The organism is Oerskovia sp. 140933 (genome assembly GCF_059651515.1).
In genome coordinates this window covers 1-18,558 of the sequence record NZ_JAMXIO010000005.1, presented here as the reverse complement: position 1 = coordinate 18,558, position 18,558 = coordinate 1, and the positions used below count along the sequence as shown (strand labels likewise).

Genomic DNA, 18,558 nt, shown 5'->3' with positions numbered 1-18,558 from the left:
GGGCGACGTGCCCGGCGACGAGCTCGTGACGGGACCGGAGGCGGGCGCCCGCGAGCCCCTCGAGGTCGTCGAGGTCCGGACGGGCATGTTCGGCGCCCACGGGTCGGGCGACACCTCGGGGTACGGCGGGCTCGTGCGTCCCGTGGTGCTGCCCGGACCGAGCGCGCGCCCGTACGGCGGCTGGTTCGACGAGGCCGTCGACGTCCTGGCGGAGGTCCTCGCGGAGTCCGGCGTGCGGTTCGAGGACGCGGTCGAGCAGGTCGTCGTGGACCCCCCGGGACGCCACGCCGAGCTGACGCTGCACGTGCGCCGGGACCACGTCGTGACGGTCGCCCGGGCGCTGCGCGACGAGCAGGACCTGCGCTTCGAGCTGAGCATGGGCGTCAGCGGCGTGCACTACCCGCACGACGTGGGCCGCGAGCTGCACGCCGTCTACCACCTGACCTCGGTGACCCACGGACGCAGCCTGCGCCTCGAGGTCTCCGTCCCGGACGCGGACCCGCACGTCCCGTCGACCACCTCGGTCTACCCGTCCAACGACTGGCACGAGCGCGAGACGTGGGACTTCTTCGGGATCGTGTTCGACGGCCACCCGGCCCTCGCCCGCATCGAGATGCCCGACGACTGGCCCGGCCACCCGCAGCGCAAGGACTACCCGCTCGGCGGCATCCCGGTCGAGTACAAGGGCGCCACGGTGCCCCCGCCGGACCAGAGGAGGTCGTACTCGTGAGCACCACCACGCCCCACGCCACGAAGGCGCCGTACGGGGACTTCGACGCGAGCATCCCGAGCTACGAGGCCTCGGGCGGCGACTGGGCAGACATCGCCGCCGAGGCCACCCAGCTCGGCGAGGAGCGCATCGTCGTCAACATGGGCCCCCAGCACCCGTCCACGCACGGCGTGCTGCGGCTCATGCTCGAGATCGACGGCGAGACCGTCACGGAGGCCCGCTGCGGCGTCGGCTACCTGCACACGGGCATCGAGAAGAACATGGAGTACCGGACGTGGACCCAGGGGGTCACGTTCTGCACCCGCATGGACTACCTCGCACCCCTGTTCCAGGAGACGGCCTACTGCCTGGCGGTCGAGAAGCTCCTCGGCATCACGGACGACGTCCCCGAGCGGGCGAGCGTCATCCGCGTCCTCATGATGGAGCTCAACCGCATCGCGTCCCACCTCGTGTGCCTGGGGACCGGTGGCAACGAGATGGGCGCCACGACGGTCATGACCATCTCCTTCACGGCGCGCGAGGAGATCCTGCGGATCTTCGAGGCCGTCACGGGGCTGCGCATGAACCACGCGTACGTGCGCCCGGGCGGCGTGGTCCAGGACGTCCCGCCGGACGTCGTGGCCCAGGTCCGCAAGGCCGACCCGCTGATCCGCGGCTACCTCGGGCAGCTCGGCGACCTCATGCTCGCCAACCCGATCTTCAAGGGGCGCCTGCAGGGCGTCGGTCACCTGAACCTGTCGGGGTGCATGGCGCTCGCGATCACCGGGCCGGTGCTGCGCTCGACGGGCCTGCCGTACGACGTGCGCAAGGCCGCCCCGTACTGCGGCTACGAGACGTACGACTTCGACGTCCCCACGTCGGACGAGGCCGACTGCTACTCGCGGGTCGTGCTGCGGCTCGAGGAGTGCTACCAGTCGCTGCGGATCGTCGAGCAGTGCCTCGAGCGTCTCGAGGCCACGGCGGGCCAGCCCGTCATGGTCGCCGACAAGAAGATCGCGTGGCCCGCGCAGCTCGCCGTCGGGTCGGACGGCCAGGGCAACTCGCTCGACCACATCCGGGAGATCATGGGCACCTCGATGGAGGCCCTGATCCACCACTTCAAGCTGGTCACGGAGGGCTTCCGGGTCCCGGTCGGCCAGGTGTTCCAGTCGGTCGAGCACCCGCGCGGCGAGCTGGGCGTGCACCTGGTCTCCGACGGCGGCACGCGCCCGTACCGGGCGCACTTCCGCGATCCTTCGTTCAACAACCTGCAGGCGGTCGCCGTGATGTGCGAGGGCGGCCAGGTCGCCGACGTCGTCGTCGCGGTCGCCTCGCTCGATCCGGTGCTGGGAGGGGTGGACCGATGACGCTCGAGGCCAGAAGGTCCGGATACGACGAGGCGACGTACGCGCGCCTCGCGCAGGACACCGCGGCGATCGTCGCGCGGTACCCGGAGAAGAGGTCGGCCCTGCTGCCCATGCTGCACCTGGTGCAGTCGCAGGACGGCTACGTGTCCCGCGACGGCATCGCGTTCTGCGCGGAGCAGCTGGGGATCACGGCGGCCGAGGTGTCGGCGGTCGCGACCTTCTACACCCAGTACAAGCGCCACCCCAACGGCACCTACACCGTGGGGGTCTGCACCAACACGCTGTGCGCGATCATGGGCGGCGACGAGATCTTCGACGAGCTCTCGGAGCACCTGGGGGTCGGGCACGACGAGACGACCGAGGACGGCGCCATCACGCTCGAGCGCGTCGAGTGCAACGCGGCGTGCGACTACGCGCCCGTCGTGATGGTCAACTGGGAGTTCTTCGACAACCAGACGCCCGCGGGCGCCACGCAGCTCGCGGACCGCCTCCGGGCGGGCGAGGACGTCGCCCCCACGCGTGGTGCGGCCTCGGTGTGCACGTTCAAGCAGATGAGCCGTGTGCTCGCCGGGTTCCCCGACGGTCGCGCGGACGAGGGCGTCGGGGCAGGGGGGCCCACGCTCGCCGGCCTGCGGCTCGCCCGCGACCACGACTGGACGGCACCCGGCGGCGAGGCCCCGGAGCAGGCGGACGGGTCGGCCACGGGCACGGGCGAGGCGGCCGCGGAGGGCGCCTCCGTCGTCGGGCAGGAGCAGTCCAGCGCCGAGCGCACGCCCACCACGCCCGCGGACACCACGGGCGAGACGCCCGACGCCTCGAAGGGGAAGCAGCCGTGAGCGACCGGACGATCGACCCGCTGACCCCCGTCCTCAGCGAGACCTGGGACGCGGACCGCTCCTGGACCCTCGACGCGTACGTCGCGCAGGGTGGCTGGCAGGGCCTCGCGAAGGCCCTCGCGCAGCCGCCCGCGGACGTCGTGCAGGTCGTCAAGGACTCGGGCCTGCGCGGCCGCGGCGGCGCCGGGTTCCCCACGGGCATGAAGTGGGGCTTCCTGCCCGCGCCCGACGGCGGACCCCGCTACCTCGTCGTCAACGCCGACGAGTCCGAGCCGGGCACGTGCAAGGACATCCCGCTCATGCTCGCGAGCCCCCAGCTCCTGATCGAGGGCGTGGCCATCACGTCCTACGCGATCGGGTGCGACCACGCGTTCATCTACGTGCGCGGCGAGGTCCTGCACGTGTACCGCCGCCTGCTGCGGGCCGTCGAGGAGGCCTACGCGGCCGGGTACCTGGGCAAGAACATCCAGGGGTCCGGCTTCGACCTCGACGTCACGGTCCACGCCGGGGCGGGCGCGTACATCTGCGGCGAGGAGACCGCCCTGCTCGACTCGCTCGAGGGGCTGCGCGGCCAGCCGCGCCTCAAGCCCCCGTTCCCCGCGGTCGCGGGCCTGTACGCACGGCCCACCGTGGTCAACAACGTCGAGTCCGTCGCGAGCGTGCCCGCGATCGTCAACCACGGCTCCGACTGGTTCACGTCCATGGGCACCGAGCGCTCGGCAGGCCACGGGCTGTTCTCGCTGTCGGGGCACGTGGTCCGTCCGGGGCAGTACGAGGCCCCGCTCGGCATCACGCTGCGCGAGCTCCTCGACATGGCGGGCGGCGTCCGGGGCGGGAACCGCCTGAAGTTCTGGACCCCCGGCGGGTCCTCGACCCCCCTGTTCACCGACGCGCACCTCGACACCCCGCTCGACTACGAGTCGGTCGCGGCGGCGGGCTCGATGCTGGGCACGCGCGCGCTGCAGATCTTCGACGAGACCACGTGCGTCGTGCGGGCCGTGAGCCGGTGGATGGACTTCTACGCGCACGAGTCGTGCGGCAAGTGCACGCCGTGCCGCGAGGGCACCTACTGGCTCAAGCAGATCCTGCGCCGCATCGAGACCGGTGCGGGCACCGAGGGCGACCTCGACGTCCTGCTCGACACGTGCGACAACATCCTCGGCCGCGCGTTCTGCGCGCTCGGGGACGGCGCCACCTCGCCCGTCACGAGCAGCATCGCGCTGTTCCGCGACGAGTTCGAGGCGCACATCACCGGGCGCGGCTGCCCGTTCGACCCGTCGGCCGCCGCGCTGTTCGACTACACGCCCCGGCGTGCCCCGCAGGCCCTGACGGCAGGAGCGCACTGATGACGACCACGACGCCCAAGCCGTCGACCACGGTCGCGGCGGGAGGCGCTCAGCCCCCCGCCCGTCCCGACGACGTGTCGTTCACGATCGACGGGATCGAGATGGCCGTGCCCAAGGGCACCCTGGTCATCCGGGCCGCCGAGCAGGTCGGCATCCAGATCCCGCGGTTCTGCGACCACCCGCTGCTCGCCCCCGCGGGGGCGTGCCGCCAGTGCCTCGTCGAGGTCGCGACCCCCGACCGCGAGGGCAACGTCCGCCCCATGCCCAAGCCGCAGGCCTCGTGCACGCTCGAGGCCACGCCGGGCATGGTCGTCAAGACCCAGCACACGTCCGCGGTCGCGGACAAGGCGCAGCACGGCGTCATGGAGCTCCTGCTCATCAACCACCCGCTCGACTGCCCGGTGTGCGACAAGGGCGGCGAGTGCCCCCTGCAGAACCAGGCCATGAGCAACGGTCGCGCGACGAGCCGGTTCGTCGACGTCAAGCGCACGTTCCCCAAGCCCATCGCGATCTCGACCGAGATCCTGCTCGACCGTGAGCGCTGCGTCCTGTGCCAGCGCTGCACCCGGTTCTCCGCGGAGATCGCGGGCGACGCGTTCATCGACCTGCAGAAGCGCGGCGCGCAGCAGCAGATCGGCCGCTACGACGCACGCGTCCTGGGCTTCGCCGACGCCGACTCCGAGGCGGCGGCACCCGCGGGCGCCCTGCCCTACGGCGCCCGGGCGGGCTTCGAGGCGCCCGTGGGGGCCGCGCTCGAGGACGAGTCGGGCCGTCCGTTCGCGTCCTACTTCAGCGGCAACACCGTGCAGATCTGCCCGGTCGGTGCCCTCACGGGCGCGGCCTACCGCTTCCGCTCGCGGCCCTTCGACCTGGTCTCGACGCCCGGCGTGGGGGAGCACGACGCGTGCGGTTCCGCGATCCGCGTCGACCACCGCCGCGGCGTCGTGCTGCGGCGCCTGGCGGGAGAGGACCCGCTGGTCAACGAGGAGTGGATCACCGACAAGGACCGCTTCGCGTTCACGTGGCAGGACGCGCCGGACCGCCTCACTCACCCGCTCGTGCGCGACCGCGAGGTCGACCAGGACGGGCGCCTCACGCGCGGCGAGCTGCGCCCTGCGAGCTGGGCCGAGGCCCTCGAGGTCGCGGCGGCGGGTCTGGAGCGCGCCCGCGCGGCGGGCGGCGTCGGGGTGCTTCCCGGCGGGCGCCTCACGGTCGAGGACGCGTACACGTACGGCAAGTTCGCACGGGTCGTGCTCGGCACCAACGACGTCGACCACCGCGCCCGCGTGCACTCGGCCGAGGAGGCCGAGTTCCTGGCCCACCGGGTCGCGGGCACGGGCCTGGGCGTGACGTTCGACGAGCTCGAGAAGGCGCCCGCGGTGCTCCTCGTGGCCCTCGAGGCCGAGGAGGAGGCGGGCGTGACGTTCCTGCGCCTGCGCAAGGGCGTGCACAAGCGCGGCCTGCGGGTCTTCTCCCTCGCTCCCTTCGCGAGCCGGGGCGTGCAGCGACTCGACGGCACGCTCCTGCGCGCGGCCCCGGGCACCGAGGCCGAGTGGCTCGACGTGCTCGCCTCCGGGGCGCAGACGCTGTTCGGCCACGACGGTTCCGTGGGACCCGACGCCTCCGAGTCGGTCGACGAGCCCGCCGAGGTCTCGGCCCTGCGGGACGCGCTCGCGCAGCCCGGCGCGGTGGTCCTGGTCGGCGAACGGCTCGCCGGGGTCCCCGGCGGGTACTCGGCGCTGGTGCGCCTCGTCGAGGCCACGGGGGCTCGCCTCGCGTGGATCCCGCGCCGGGCGGGCGAGCGCGGCGGGGTGGAGGCGGGCACGCTGCCGGGCCTCCTGCCCGGCGGGCGCCCCGTGCCCGACGCCGCAGCGCGCGTCGACGCGGCCGTCACCTGGGGCGTCGAGCACCTCCCGGAGGCGCCCGGTCGCGACACGGGCGACATCCTCGACGCGCTGTCCGTGGGGCAGCTCGGCGGCGTCCTCGTGGGCGGCCTGCACACCGACGACCTGCCCGACCCGGAGCACGCCCGCAAGGCGCTGGGGGCCGCAGGGTTCGTCGTGTCCCTCGAGGTGCGTGCCTCGGACGTCACGGCCCTCGCCGACGTGGTCCTGCCCGTGGCGCCGCCCGTCGAGAAGGCGGGCACGTTCGTGAGCTGGGAGGGTCGCGTGCGGTCGTTCGAGGCCGCGCTGGCCACGACCGCGATGCCCGACCACCGCGTCCTGGACGCGCTCGCCGACGCGGCCGGCGTCACGCTGGGGGCGCGGACGGTCGAGGAGGTCCGGGCGGAGATCGACCAGCTCGGCACCTGGGACGGTGCACGCCCCGCGGCGCCCTCGACCCCGACCGCGGAGCCCCCGGCGGTCGCTCCCGGCACCGCGGTCCTCGCGGGCTGGCGGCTGCTGCTCGACGCGGGGCGCGGCCAGGACGGCGAGCGCTTCCTCGCGGGCACGGCCAAGCGACCCGTGGCCCGGCTGTCCGCGGCCACCGCGGCGGCCGCCGACCTGTTCGAGGGCGACGTCGTGCGGGTCTCGACGGACCGCGGGTCGATCGAGCTGCCCGTGGTGATCACCGACATGGTCGAGCACGTCGTCTGGCTGCCGCTCGGCTCCGAGGGGTCGCGGGTCCACCGCGACCTCGGCGTGGCCCCCGGCGCGCTCGTGCGCGTCGAGCCGGTCGCCGGTCCCGGCCCGCGCACCGCCGGTGCCTCCCGGCCCGGCGGAACCACCCAGCCCACCGACGGGGGAGCATCATGAGCGGCCTGCTGAACCTCGCCCTGGTCTCCGAGGCGGCACTGGCCTCCGAGACCCCGGGCGTGCCCGGGATCGCGGCCGACTTCTCGCAGGACAACGGCTGGACGTACCTGGTCAAGGCCGTCCTCATCATCGTGTTCCTGCTCACGAGCGTGCTCATCGCGATCTGGTTCGAGCGCAAGGTCGTGGCCCGGATGCAGGTCCGTCCCGGACCCAACGTGCACGGGCCGTTCGGTCTGCTCCAGTCGCTCGCGGACGCCATGAAGCTCCTCCTCAAGGAGGACCTCACGGTCTCGGCGGCGGACAAGTTCGTGTACATCCTGGCGCCCATGATCGCGGTGTTCTGCTCGCTGCTGACCTTCGCGGTCATCCCGTTCGGGCCGAACGTCACGATCCCGTTCACCGACTACTCCACGCCCGCACAGCTCACCGACTTCCCCGTCGCGGTGCTCTACATCCTGGCGTGCGCCTCGGTGGGCGTGTACGGGATCGTGCTCGGCGGCTGGTCGTCCGGCTCGACCTACCCGCTGCTCGGCGCGGTCCGCTCGACGGCCCAGGTCATCAGCTACGAGCTCGCGATGGGCCTGGCCCTGGTGAGCGTCTTCATCATGGCCGGCTCGATGTCCACCTCGGAGATCGTCGACTCCCAGACCAGGGTCTGGTGGGCGCTCATCCTCATCCCGAGCTTCGTGATCTACATCATCGCGATGATCGGCGAGACCAACCGCCTGCCGTTCGACCTCCCCGAGGCCGAGGGCGAGCTGGTCTCGGGCTACATGACCGAGTACTCGTCCATGAAGTTCGCCTGGTTCTTCCTCGCCGAGTACATCAACATGATCAACGTCTCGGCGGTCGCGACCACGCTCTTCCTGGGCGGCTGGCGCGCCCCCTGGCCGCTGTCCGCGATCAACGACGGCATGTTCAACGAGGGCTGGTGGCCCATCCTCTGGTTCCTCGTCAAGGTCTGGGCCTTCATGTTCGTGTTCGTGTGGGTCCGCGGCACGCTCCTGCGCCTGCGCTACGACCAGTTCATGAAGTTCGGCTGGAAGATCCTCATCCCGGCCGCGCTCGCCTGGATCGTCGTGCTCTCGGTCGTCCAGGGCCTCATCCGCTTCGGCGACGTCGACAACCGCGCGATCCTCGTCGCGGCCGGCGCGCTGTTCGTGGTCGCCATGCTCGCGATCTTCCTGTGGCCGGCGCGCAAGGAACCCGGAGGGGCGGCCGAGACGGCCGGGGGAGCGACGCCGTCGGGCCCCTACCGCAAGGGCGCCACCGCGGCCCCCGAGCCCTTCGACGCCTTCGCGGGCGGCTTCCCCGTCCCGCCGCTGCCCGGCCAGACCCTGCCCAGCGCCTCGCGCCGAGCACGGCGCCTGGTCCCCGAGGACAGCCCGCCCGGTGCGGGCACCGCAGCACCCGACGCCCAGGACGAGGAGGTCCCCCGTGGCTGACTACGAGTCGTTGATCCCGCAGAGGAAGGGGCTCGGCGGTCTGCTCGCGCCGGTCGCAGGGTTCGGGGTCACGTTCTCCTCGATGTTCCGGCCGACCGTGACCGAGCAGTACCCGTTCGAGAAGGTGCCGACCAAGCCCCGCTACCACGGTCGTCACCAGCTCAACCGGTACGCGGACGGCCTGGAGAAGTGCATCGGGTGCGAGCTGTGCGCCTGGGCGTGCCCCGCGGACGCGATCTACGTCGAGGGCGCGGACAACTCCGCGCTCCCCGACGGCGCGCACCGCTCGCCCGGCGAGCGCTACGGCAGCGTCTACCAGATCAACTACCTGCGCTGCATCTTCTGCGGGCTGTGCATCGAGGCGTGCCCCACCCGGGCGCTCACCATGACCAACGAGTACGAGCTCACCGGACCCACCCGCGAGGGGCTGATCTGGGAGAAGGAAGACCTCCTCGCGCCGCTGCGCGAGGGCATGCTCGCCGCCCCGCACCCCATGGTGCCCGGCACGAGCGACACCGACTACTACCGGGGAGAGGTGACCGGGCCCGTGCCCGAGCAGATCGACTGGGTGCGTGAGCACCGGCCCGACGACCCGACCCTGCCGCCCGTCGAGGACCCTGCGGCCGCGCGGCGCCCCGAGGTCCGCAAGGTGGTCCGGTGACCGTCAGCGGGGGAGAGGTCGTCCTGTTCTGGGTCCTCGCCCCCCTCATGGTCCTGGCCGCGCTCGGCCTGCTGTTCGCCCGCAAGGCCGTGCACGCCGCGGTCTGCGTCGTGTTCGTCATGATCAGCCTCGCGATCCTCTACATCGCGCAGGAGGCGGCGTTCCTGGGCGTCGTCCAGATCGTCGTCTACACGGGCGCCGTGATGATGCTGTTCCTGTTCGTGCTCATGCTCGTGGGCGTCGACGCCTCGGACTCGCTCGTCGAGACCATCCGCGGCCAGCGGGTCGTCGGGTGGCTGCTGGGTCTGGGACTCGGTTCCGTGCTCGTCGGGGTGATCGCGCAGTCGACGTTCCCGCCCTCGGTGGGACTCACCGCGGCCAACGCCGAGACCAACCCCGTCGCGCTGGCCCGGATCCTGTTCGCCGACTACGTGTTCGCGCTCGAGGTCGTCGGCATCCTGCTCGTGACCGCGGCCATCGCGGCCCTGGTCCTGACCCACCGTCGCCGGCTGGTCCCGCGCGTGGGTCAGCGGCAGATCTCCGACGCCAAGGTCGCCGCGCTCGCCGAGGGCGGGCTCCTCACGCCCCTCCCGGCGCCCGGCGTCTACGCGCAGAACAACGCCATGGACACGCCCGCGCTCGACCCGCAGGGACGGCCCATCGAGCACTCGGTCTCGCGCATCCTGCGCATCCGCGGTCAGGAGCGGTCCGCGGGCCGCATCCTCGCCAAGGAGCGGGCCGTGCTCCTCGAGCACGAGCCCGAGCTGACGTCCAGGCGCTTCCCCGAGCTCTCGGCGGCCACCGACGAGGAGGTCGCCGCGGACCTGTCCGGGCAGACCCGGGCGCCCGCGTCCGGCCAGGAAGCCACCGGTACGGCGGACGGCCCGACCGGGTCGACCACGCCCACGAGCCCCGCCGGACCGACGACCGAGCACGGGAAGGAGAGCTGACATGGAGCTGACCAACTACCTGGTCCTCGCCGCGATCCTCTTCGCGATCGGTGCCACGACCGTGCTGCTGCGACGCAACGCGATCATCGTCTTCATGGGCATCGAGCTCATGCTCAACGCCACGAACCTGACGTTCGTGACGTTCGCCCGCATGCACGGCGACCTGCACGGTCAGGTCATCGCCTTCTTCGTGATGGTGGTGGCCGCGGCCGAGGTCGTCGTGGGGCTCGCGATCATCGTGGCCATCTTCCGTACCCGCCGCTCGGCCTCGGTCGACGACGTCAACCTGCTGAAGAACTGAGAGGGCAGGCATGCCAACGGTGACTCTGCTTCCGGCACTCGCGCACGCCCTGCCGGCGGCGCTGCCGGCCGCCCTGTCGACACAGGAGGTCGTCCCTGCCACGACGGTCGTGCCCGGGCCGTTCCTGCTGGCCCCGCTGCTGATCCTGCTGCCCCTGCTGGGAGCCGCGATCCTGCTCCTCGCAGGACGGCGCAGCGACCGCTGGGGCGCGTGGTTCGGGGTGCTCATGTCCGCGGCGTCGTTCGTGGTCGCGCTCGTCGTGTTCTTCTCGATGCTGAGCCTGCCCCCGGACGAGCGGGTGGTCGACCACCGACTGTTCGACTGGATCGCCGCCGGCGGCCTCGACGTGGGCGTGGGCCTGCGGCTCGACCCGCTGTCCGTGACGTTCGTGCTGCTCGTGACGTTCGTCGGCACCCTCATCCACGTGTACGCGGTCGCGTACATGGAGCACGACAAGGACAGGCGGCGGTTCTTCGCGTACCTCAACCTGTTCGTCGCGGCCATGCTGGTCCTGGTCCTCGCGGACTCCTACCTGGTGCTCTTCGTCGGCTGGGAGGGCGTGGGCCTGGCGTCCTACCTGCTCATCGGGTTCTGGAACCACGAGCGGGAGAACGCGGTGGCCGCCAAGAAGGCGTTCATCATGAACCGCGTGGGCGACCTCGGGCTGATCGTCGCGCTCATGCTCATGTTCGCGGGCTTCGGCGCGGTCGACTTCGCGACGGTCTTCGCCGACGCGCCGGAGGCGGGCACGGCCCTGCTGACCGCGATCGGTCTGGCGCTCCTGGTCGCCGCGTGCGGCAAGTCGGCGCAGTTCCCGCTCCAGGCGTGGCTCGGTGACGCCATGGCGGGTCCCACGCCCGTCTCGGCCCTGATCCACGCGGCCACGATGGTCACCGCGGGCGTCTACCTGGTCGTCCGCTCGGCACCCATCTACGAGGGGGCCCCGACGGCGCAGCTCGTCGTGGTCGTCGTCGGTGCGGTCACGCTCCTGTTCGGGGCGATCATCGGTTGCGCCAAGGACGACATCAAGAAGGCCCTGGCGGCCTCGACCATGTCGCAGATCGGCTACATGATCCTCGCGGCGGGCCTGGGGCCCATCGGGTACGCGTTCGCGATCTTCCACCTCGTGACGCACGGCTTCTTCAAGGCCGGGATGTTCCTCGGGGCGGGCTCGGTCATGCACGGCATGAACGACGGGGTCGACATGCGGCGCTTCGGTGCGCTGTCGAGGTACATGAAGGTCACGTGGATCACGTTCGGCCTGGGCTGGCTCGCGATCCTGGGCATCCCGCCGTTCTCCGGGTTCTGGTCGAAGGACAAGATCATCGAGGCGGCGTTCGTCCCGATCGACGGGCAGGAGTGGCGCGCGTGGGTCTTCGGCGGCGTCGCGCTGCTGGGGGCCGGGATCACGGCGTTCTACATGTCGCGCCTGTTCTTCATGACCTTCCACGGGCACAAGCGCTGGAACGACGGGTCGGGGAGCCCCACGGGGCCGCTCTCGACCGACGGACCCGTGCAGCACCCGCACGAGTCCCCCCTGCTCATGACGGCCCCCATGGTCGTCCTCGCGGTCGGGTCGGTGGCCCTCGGTGGCCTCCTGGCGTTCGGCAACGGGTTCGTCGACTGGCTCTCGCCCGTCACGGGGCACGTCGAGCACGCCGACCCGGTGCTCCCGGTGTGGGCCCTCGTCACGCTGACCCTGGTGCTCGTCCTGCTGGGCGTGCTGCTGGCCTGGCGCCAGTTCGCGGTCTCCCGCGTGCCGATCGTCCCGCCGCGCGGCTCGGTCCTCACGCGGGCAGCACGCAAGGACCTGTACCAGGACCAGGTCAACGAGGCCGTGTTCATGCGGCCCGGGCAGTACCTCACGCGGTCCCTCGTCTACGGGGACCGGCAGATGGTCGACGGCGGCTGGATGGGTCTGGCCGGTCTCGTCGGAGCGACGGGGGAGAAGTTGCGCGGCATGCAGAACGGATTCGTCAGGTCGTACGCGGCGACGATGCTCGCCGGCCTGATCGTGATCGTCGCGGTGGTCCTCGCCGTGACCACCGGAACAGGGAGCTGAGGGAACGATGACCACCGAGATTCCCTGGCTGACGCTCCTGATCGCCCTGCCGCTCGTCGGTGCGGCGGCCGTCTGGGGCCTGGGCGCGACGTCCGCGCGCAAGCACCTGCGGACCGTGGCCGTGGTGTTCGGGCTCGCCGAGCTGGTGCTGCTGGGCCTGGCGATCAGCGCGTTCGACACGTCCGACGCGGGCACGGTCCAGCTGACCGAGACGCACGCCTGGATCCCGCAGCTCGGCGTGAGCTACGCGGTGGGGGCCGACGGCGTCGCGCTCCTGCTGGTCGGGCTGTCCGTCCTGCTGGTCCCGCTCGTGATCCTGGCTGCGTGGCGCGAGCAGGACGGCGACCTCGCCAAGCTCCGCCACTACCTGGGGCTCGTGCTGCTCCTGGAGGCGTTCATGGTCGCGGTCTTCGTGGCCCGCGACGTGTTCTTCTTCTACGTGCTGTTCGAGGCCATGCTGATCCCGGTCTACTTCATGATCGGCGGCTTCGGGGGTGGCGCCCAGCGGCGGTACGCGGCCGTGAAGTTCCTGCTCTTCTCGCTCGCTGGCGGGCTCGTCATGCTCGTCGCGGTGATCGCGCTGTACCTCAACGGTCCGGGGGGCGAGCAGGGCTTCCTGACCCAGAACCTGGTGGACCACTTCGCGGCGAACCCGCTGCCGGTCAGCGTGGAGCGCCTGCTGTTCCTGGGCTTCTTCCTGGCCTTCGCGATCAAGGCGCCCCTCTTCCCCGTCCACACCTGGTTGCCCGACGCCGCCGAGCACGCCCCTGCGGGCACCTCGACGCTGCTCGTGGGCGTCCTGGACAAGGTGGGGACGTTCGGGATGCTGACGCTGTGCCTGCCGCTGTTCCCGCACGCGAGCCAGTGGGCGGCGCCCGTCGTCGTGGTGCTCGCGGTGGTGTCGATCCTCTACGGCGCGCTCATGGCGATCGGCCAGAGCGACATCATGCGGCTCATCGCGTACACGTCGGTGTCGCACTTCGGGTTCATCGTCCTCGGGATCTTCTCGTTCACGTCGCTGAGCGTGTCCGGGGCGTCGTTCTACATGTTCAACCACGGGATCTCGACGGGTGCGCTGTTCCTGCTCGCCGGGTTCCTGGTCGCGCGGCACCCGACGCGCTCGCGCCGGCTCGCGGACTACGGCGGGCTCCAGCGGGTCACGCCGGTCCTCGCGGGGACGTTCCTCGTGGCGGGCCTCTCGGCCCTGTCGCTGCCCGGGCTCTCGACCTTCGTGTCCGAGATCATGGTGCTCGTCGGGACGTTCTCCCGGAGCCACCCGGCCGCTCTCGTGGCCGTCCTCGGCGTGGTCCTCGCGGCCCTGTACGTCCTGCTCACCTACCAGAAGGTCTTCACGGGCAAGGCCCCGCACGACCTCGTGGGCACCCCGGACCTCGGGGCGCGCGAGAAGTGGGTCGTCGCGCCGCTGATCGTCGCCCTCCTGGCCCTGGGCTTCTACCCGGCTCCCGCGCTGGACCTCGTGCGCGAGCCCGCGCAGGTGACCATGACGGCCGTGGGGCTCGAGGACCCGGCCACCACCCCCGATCTCCTCAGCGTTGAAGGGAGCGACTCGTGACCCCCGCAGCCGCCTTCGTGGCCCCCACGATCGAGTGGGCCTACCTGGTCCCGGTGATCGTCGTCCTGGTCGCCGGCGTGGTCGGCGTGCTCGTCGAGGCCTTCGTGCCGGACCGGGCGCGCCGGGCGGTGCAGCTCGTGCTGGCGCTCGGCGCCCTGGCCGGGGCGCTCACGTCGATCGTCCTGCTGTGGCCCGACGTGCTCGAGCGCAACGGCGTGCGGGTCCTGGGCGGTGCGCTCGTCGTCGACCCGTTCGGCCTCGCGGTGCAGGGCATCGTGGTGGTCCTCGCGCTCCTCGCGACGCTCGTGGTCGCGGACCGCACCTCGACCAAGCAGGACGCGTTCGCCCCCACGGGGGCCGCCGTGCCCGGCTCGGCGTACGAGGACCTGGCCCGGCGCCGCGGCCTGGAGCAGACCGAGGTCTACCCGCTCGTGCTCTTCGCGGTCGGCGGCATGATGATCTTCCCGGCGACGGGCGACCTGCTCACGATGTTCGTCGCGCTCGAGGTGCTCTCGCTCCCGCTGTACGTGCTCACGGCGCTCGCGCGCCGCCGTCGGCTCCTGTCGCAGGAGGCCTCGTTCAAGTACTTCCTGCTGGGGGCGTTCGCGTCCGCGATCTTCATCTTCGGGGTCGCGCTCGTCTACGGCTTCGCGGGCTCGGTGCAGCTCGCGGAGGTCCGCGGCGCGCTGCTGGGAGGCACGGGCCTCGACGGCATGACGAGCCTCGTGCTGCTCGGCCTCGTGATGGTGCTCACCGGGCTGCTGTTCAAGGTGGGGGCGGCGCCGTTCCACTCGTGGACCCCTGACGTCTACCAGGGGGCCCCCACGCCCATCACGGGCTTCATGGCGGCCTGCACCAAGGCGGCGGCCTTCGGGGCGCTCCTGAGGGTGCTGTACGTCGTCGGGCAGGCCCTGCCGCCCGACCTCCAGGAGAAGCTCGTGGTCGCGCTGTGGGTCGTCGCGATCCTGACGATGGTCGTCGGGACCGTGATCGGCGTCGTCCAGACGGACATGAAGCGCCTGCTCGCCTACTCCTCGATCGCGCACGCGGGCTTCCTGATCGTGGCCCTCGTCGGCTTCGGCGAGCTGAGCGGGTTCGGCGTCCGGGCGCTGCTGTTCTACCTGCTCGCGTACGGCCTGGCGACGATCGGCGCGTTCGCGGTCGTGACGCTCGTGCGGGAGCGCGCACCGCAGCCGGTCGTGGTCCCCGCGGAGGTGGACCTCGCCACGGTGGGCGCCGGGGCAGGCGCGGGGGCCTCCGGCACGGCGGCGTCCGCCGGGTCGGACGTGCCCGACGCCGGAGCGGTCCTCGGCGAGGCCACGCACCTCAGCGAGTGGGCCGGGCTCGGCAGGCGCAGCCCGTGGCTCGCGGGGGCGTTCGCGCTCTTCCTCCTCTCGATGGCCGGGATCCCGCTCACGGCCGGCTTCATCGCGAAGTTCACCGCGTTCCAGTCGGCGGTCGCGGTCGGGGCCTGGCCCCTGGCGCTGATCGGCGTGCTGGCCTCGGCCGTCGCGGTCTTCTTCTACGTGCGCATCATCGTGCTGATGTTCTTCACGCCCACGCCCACGCCCACGCCCACGCCGCAGGGAGCGGGCGGCCCGGGGACGGCGCCCGACGGTGCGTCGTCGACGGGTGGCGGGACGAGCCCGGTCGCGGCGCTCACGAGCCGGGTCACGGTCGTGAGGTCGGAGGGATTCACCACGGTCGCCATCGCGATCTGTGTGATCGGCGTCATCCTTCTCGGCGTTTTGCCCTCCTCGGTTCTCGATCTTGCCTTCGAGGCGGCTAAGTTCAGACCGTGACCACTGTGCCACCCGTCTCCACGACGGCGATCCCCCTGACCGATCCGGAGCTCGCCGCGACGCTCACCGCACGCCTCACGACTGTCGAGGCGAGGTTGAGCGACGCCGTCGCGCAGTCCGACGGGCTCGCGGACTCCGCGTCCCGCCACCTCGTGAACGCCGGCGGCAAGCGCCTGCGTCCTCTCCTCGCACTGCTGTGCGCGGAGCTGGGCGACGGCGACCGGCCCGAGGTGGTGGAGGCGGCGGTCGTCGTCGAGCTCACCCACCTGGCCTCGCTCTACCACGACGACGTCATGGACTCGGCGCCCGTGCGGCGCGGGGCTCCGTCGGCGCACGCCGTGTGGGGCAACTCCGTCGCGATCCTCATCGGCGACCTGCTGTTCGCCCGCGCGGCGTCGACGGTCGCCGCGCTGGGACCGGAGGCCGTGCTCATCCAGGCGCGGACCTTCGAGCGGCTGTGCCTGGGCCAGCTCCACGAGACGACGGGCCCCTCGGGGTCCGACGACCCCGTCGAGCACTACCTGGGCGTCCTCGCGGACAAGACCGCGTCGCTGCTCGCGACGTCGGCCCGCCTCGGCGCCATGTTCGGCGGCTGCGACGCGTCGGTGGTCGAGGTCGTCGCGGAGTACGGCGAGAAGCTGGGCGTCGCGTTCCAGCTCGCCGACGACGTGCTCGACCTCGCGTCCTCGGGGGCCGAGTCCGGCAAGACGCCGGGCACGGACCTGCGGGAGAAGGTGCCGACCATGCCGGCCCTGCTGCTGCGCGCCCGGGTCGCGGCGGGAACGGGCACCGCGGCCGACGCGGAGCTCGTCGACCTGCTCGACTCCGACCTGTCGGGGGACGAGGAGCTCGCGTCCGCGGTCTCGGCGCTCCGCGCGCACGAGGTCCTGGGCGAGACCCGGGCGCTCGCCGTGGGGTGGGCGCAGGCGGCGATCGCCGAGCTCGAGCCCCTCCCGGCAGGACCGGTCAAGGAGGCGCTCGTCTCGTTCGCCCAGGCGCTGGCGGACCGCGCGGCCTGAGGCGCAGCCGCGTGCCCGCCGTCGCCCGCGGGTCGAGACGCCACGTACGAGCGGGTGACGCCGAGATCGTGAACGAGAGGGAGTGCAGGATGTCCCAGCCCGCGCCGACCTGCGTGGCCGCCGTATGAGCGACCTGGCGATCGGGTTCCGCGGTGAGCGGTTCCGGCCGGTCCCGGGCGGGACCTTCGACGTCGGGCGCGACGGCGACCTGGGGATCGAGGACAACCCGTACCTCCACCGTCGCTTCCTGCGGTTCACGCACGACCACGGCGTCTGGTGGCTGGCGAACGTCGGGTCGTCGATCTCCGCGACGGTCTGCGACGCCGGGGGTGGTGTGCAGTCGTGGCTGTCTCCCGGGGGCCGGCTGCCGCTCGTCCTCCCGTCGATGTCGGTCGTGTTCACGGCCGGACCGACCACCTATGTGCTCCAGGTCGAGCTCCAGGACGCCCCGTACCGGCCGGTCCGGTCGGAGGCGCCGTCCGGGGGAGCCACCACGATCGCGGCCGTCGCCTTCACGATCACCCAGAAGCAGCTCCTCCTCGCCCTCGCAGAGCCCGTGCTGGGCAGCGGGGGGACGGTGCCCTCGGAGGTCCCGACCGCGGCCGACGCGGCCCGCAGGCTCGGGTGGGCCGCCGACCGCTTCCACCGCAAGCTCGACGACGTGTGCGACAAGCTCGACCGCGTCGGTGTGGAGGGCCTGCGCGGCGGGTCCGGCGCGCCCGCCACGAACCGTCGGGCGCGGCTCGTGGAGTACGCGGTGGCCTCCCGCCTCGTCACGGCCGAAGACCTGCACCTGCTCGACCTGGTGGGCGAGCTCTCCTGACGGTCCTCGCGCCCGCCGCCCCGCCCGGGGCCGGTGCGCCGCCCTGGGCTGGTGCGCCGCCCGGCCCTGCCTAGACTGTCGGGGCCTGGTGGACCACGAAGAGGAGTGAGCGTGCCGACGACCCTGCAGTTCCCGAGCGAGCAGTTTCCCGCCTACCCCGGGGTGGGCCTCGTGCAGCCCTCGGGGTGGCAGCCCCTTCCCGAGGTGGGTCTGCCGCTCGCACTCGCCAAGGACGCGGCCGACGGCGAGTTCCGGGCGAACGTCATCACGGTGCTCAACCGTGTCCGGGCGGAGCACACGCTCGACCAGGCCGTCGGCGAGGTCGTCGCGCGCCTCACCGGGCTCCCGCAGTTCCAGGAGCTCGGGAGGTCGGAGATCGAGGTGCAGGGCAACGCCGGGTTCCGGATCGAGGGGCTCTTCGCCGAGCCGACGCTCGGCATGCTCGTCCAGGCCGTGCGGATCGTCCTCGTGGACCGCGGGCCGGTCAAGGACCTGGTGCAGGTGACGGGCTCCTGCACCGGCGCGCAGATGCCGAGCACCCTGCCGGAGATCCGTGCGATCCAGGACAGCCTGAGCATCGTCGTGTGAGCCCCCTGCGGTACCGCCGGGCGGTGGCCGGGGTCGCTTCCCGACGCACCGGCGCGCCCCGCGGCACGTAACATTCGGCCGGATCCTGAGACGCGATTCCACCAGGCGAGATCCGCTGTCAGTGTGGAGATTCACCTCAGACGTACAATCGAGTTCTCCCGTTGGCAGCCGTGGACCTCCCGGACAGCCCGGGCGACCGGTCCGCCCAGTCCTGCGGCTCGACCTCCCTCCTCGACCGGAAGGCGTTCTTTCTTGTGAGCAGCTCTCGTCCTTTGCGTGTGGCTATCGTCGGTGCTGGTCCGGCTGGGATCTATGCGGCG

General features: G+C 72.1%; 15 protein-coding genes. All 15 read left to right on the top strand.

The window, feature by feature from the left end; all coding sequences use genetic code 11:
- Positions 1-7: 7 nt before the first annotated feature.
- The 15 genes from NHG27_RS04280 (at position 8) to NHG27_RS04210 (ending at position 18,238) form a co-directional block, all read left to right on the top strand.
- Positions 8-730: an NADH-quinone oxidoreductase subunit C gene (locus NHG27_RS04280; protein WP_497014947.1), complete on the top strand. Its 723-nt coding sequence runs from the start codon at positions 8-10 to the stop codon at positions 728-730.
- The gene (locus NHG27_RS04275; RefSeq protein ID WP_497014861.1) at positions 727-2,076 is read left to right on the top strand and encodes an NADH-quinone oxidoreductase subunit D; all 1,350 of its coding nucleotides are present in this window, start codon (positions 727-729) and stop codon (positions 2,074-2,076) included. Before NHG27_RS04280 ends, NHG27_RS04275 begins: the two co-directional genes overlap by 4 nt.
- Positions 2,073-2,912: an NADH-quinone oxidoreductase subunit NuoE gene (gene nuoE, locus NHG27_RS04270; RefSeq protein ID WP_497014860.1), complete on the top strand. Its 840-nt coding sequence runs from the start codon at positions 2,073-2,075 to the stop codon at positions 2,910-2,912. Before NHG27_RS04275 ends, nuoE begins: the two co-directional genes overlap by 4 nt.
- Before the next feature lie 11 nt (positions 2,913-2,923).
- Positions 2,924-4,258, top strand: coding sequence for an NADH-quinone oxidoreductase subunit NuoF (nuoF, locus tag NHG27_RS04265; RefSeq protein WP_497014946.1), 1,335 nt, complete (start codon positions 2,924-2,926; stop codon positions 4,256-4,258).
- A complete protein-coding gene (locus NHG27_RS04260) occupies positions 4,258-7,014 on the top strand; it encodes an NADH-quinone oxidoreductase subunit G (RefSeq protein WP_497014859.1) in 2,757 nt (918 codons plus the stop codon). Before nuoF ends, NHG27_RS04260 begins: the two co-directional genes overlap by 1 nt.
- Entirely contained in the window at positions 7,011-8,459 is a 1,449-nt protein-coding gene (gene nuoH / locus NHG27_RS04255) for an NADH-quinone oxidoreductase subunit NuoH (RefSeq protein ID WP_497014858.1), read from the top strand. Before NHG27_RS04260 ends, nuoH begins: the two co-directional genes overlap by 4 nt.
- On the top strand, positions 8,452-9,120 hold the full coding sequence (gene nuoI / locus NHG27_RS04250) for an NADH-quinone oxidoreductase subunit NuoI (RefSeq protein WP_497014857.1): 669 nt from the start codon (positions 8,452-8,454) through the stop codon (positions 9,118-9,120). The genes nuoH and nuoI overlap by 8 nt, the downstream gene beginning before the upstream one ends.
- A complete protein-coding gene (locus tag NHG27_RS04245; protein ID WP_497014856.1) occupies positions 9,117-10,070 on the top strand; it encodes an NADH-quinone oxidoreductase subunit J in 954 nt (317 codons plus the stop codon). The genes nuoI and NHG27_RS04245 overlap by 4 nt, the downstream gene beginning before the upstream one ends.
- A 1-nt stretch (position 10,071) precedes the next feature.
- On the top strand, positions 10,072-10,371 hold the full coding sequence (gene nuoK / locus NHG27_RS04240; protein ID WP_138825647.1) for an NADH-quinone oxidoreductase subunit NuoK: 300 nt from the start codon (positions 10,072-10,074) through the stop codon (positions 10,369-10,371).
- Between the two features lie 10 nt (positions 10,372-10,381).
- Positions 10,382-12,433: an NADH-quinone oxidoreductase subunit L gene (gene nuoL / locus NHG27_RS04235; protein ID WP_497014855.1), complete on the top strand. Its 2,052-nt coding sequence runs from the start codon at positions 10,382-10,384 to the stop codon at positions 12,431-12,433.
- Between the two features lie 7 nt (positions 12,434-12,440).
- A complete protein-coding gene (locus NHG27_RS04230) occupies positions 12,441-14,006 on the top strand; it encodes an NADH-quinone oxidoreductase subunit M (RefSeq protein WP_497014854.1) in 1,566 nt (521 codons plus the stop codon).
- Positions 14,003-15,808 carry an NADH-quinone oxidoreductase subunit NuoN gene (gene nuoN / locus NHG27_RS04225; protein ID WP_497014853.1) on the top strand — a complete coding sequence of 602 codons (1,806 nt, stop codon included), beginning with the start codon at positions 14,003-14,005 and terminating at the stop codon, positions 15,806-15,808. Before NHG27_RS04230 ends, nuoN begins: the two co-directional genes overlap by 4 nt.
- Positions 15,805-16,827 carry a polyprenyl synthetase family protein gene (locus NHG27_RS04220; RefSeq protein ID WP_497014852.1) on the top strand — a complete coding sequence of 341 codons (1,023 nt, stop codon included), beginning with the start codon at positions 15,805-15,807 and terminating at the stop codon, positions 16,825-16,827. Before nuoN ends, NHG27_RS04220 begins: the two co-directional genes overlap by 4 nt.
- 124 nt (positions 16,828-16,951) lie before the next feature.
- Positions 16,952-17,650 carry an FHA domain-containing protein gene (locus tag NHG27_RS04215; protein ID WP_497014851.1) on the top strand — a complete coding sequence of 233 codons (699 nt, stop codon included), beginning with the start codon at positions 16,952-16,954 and terminating at the stop codon, positions 17,648-17,650.
- 111 nt (positions 17,651-17,761) lie between these two features.
- Positions 17,762-18,238, top strand: coding sequence for an LpqN/LpqT family lipoprotein (locus tag NHG27_RS04210; RefSeq protein ID WP_497014850.1), 477 nt, complete (start codon positions 17,762-17,764; stop codon positions 18,236-18,238).
- Positions 18,239-18,558: the final 320 nt, after the last annotated feature.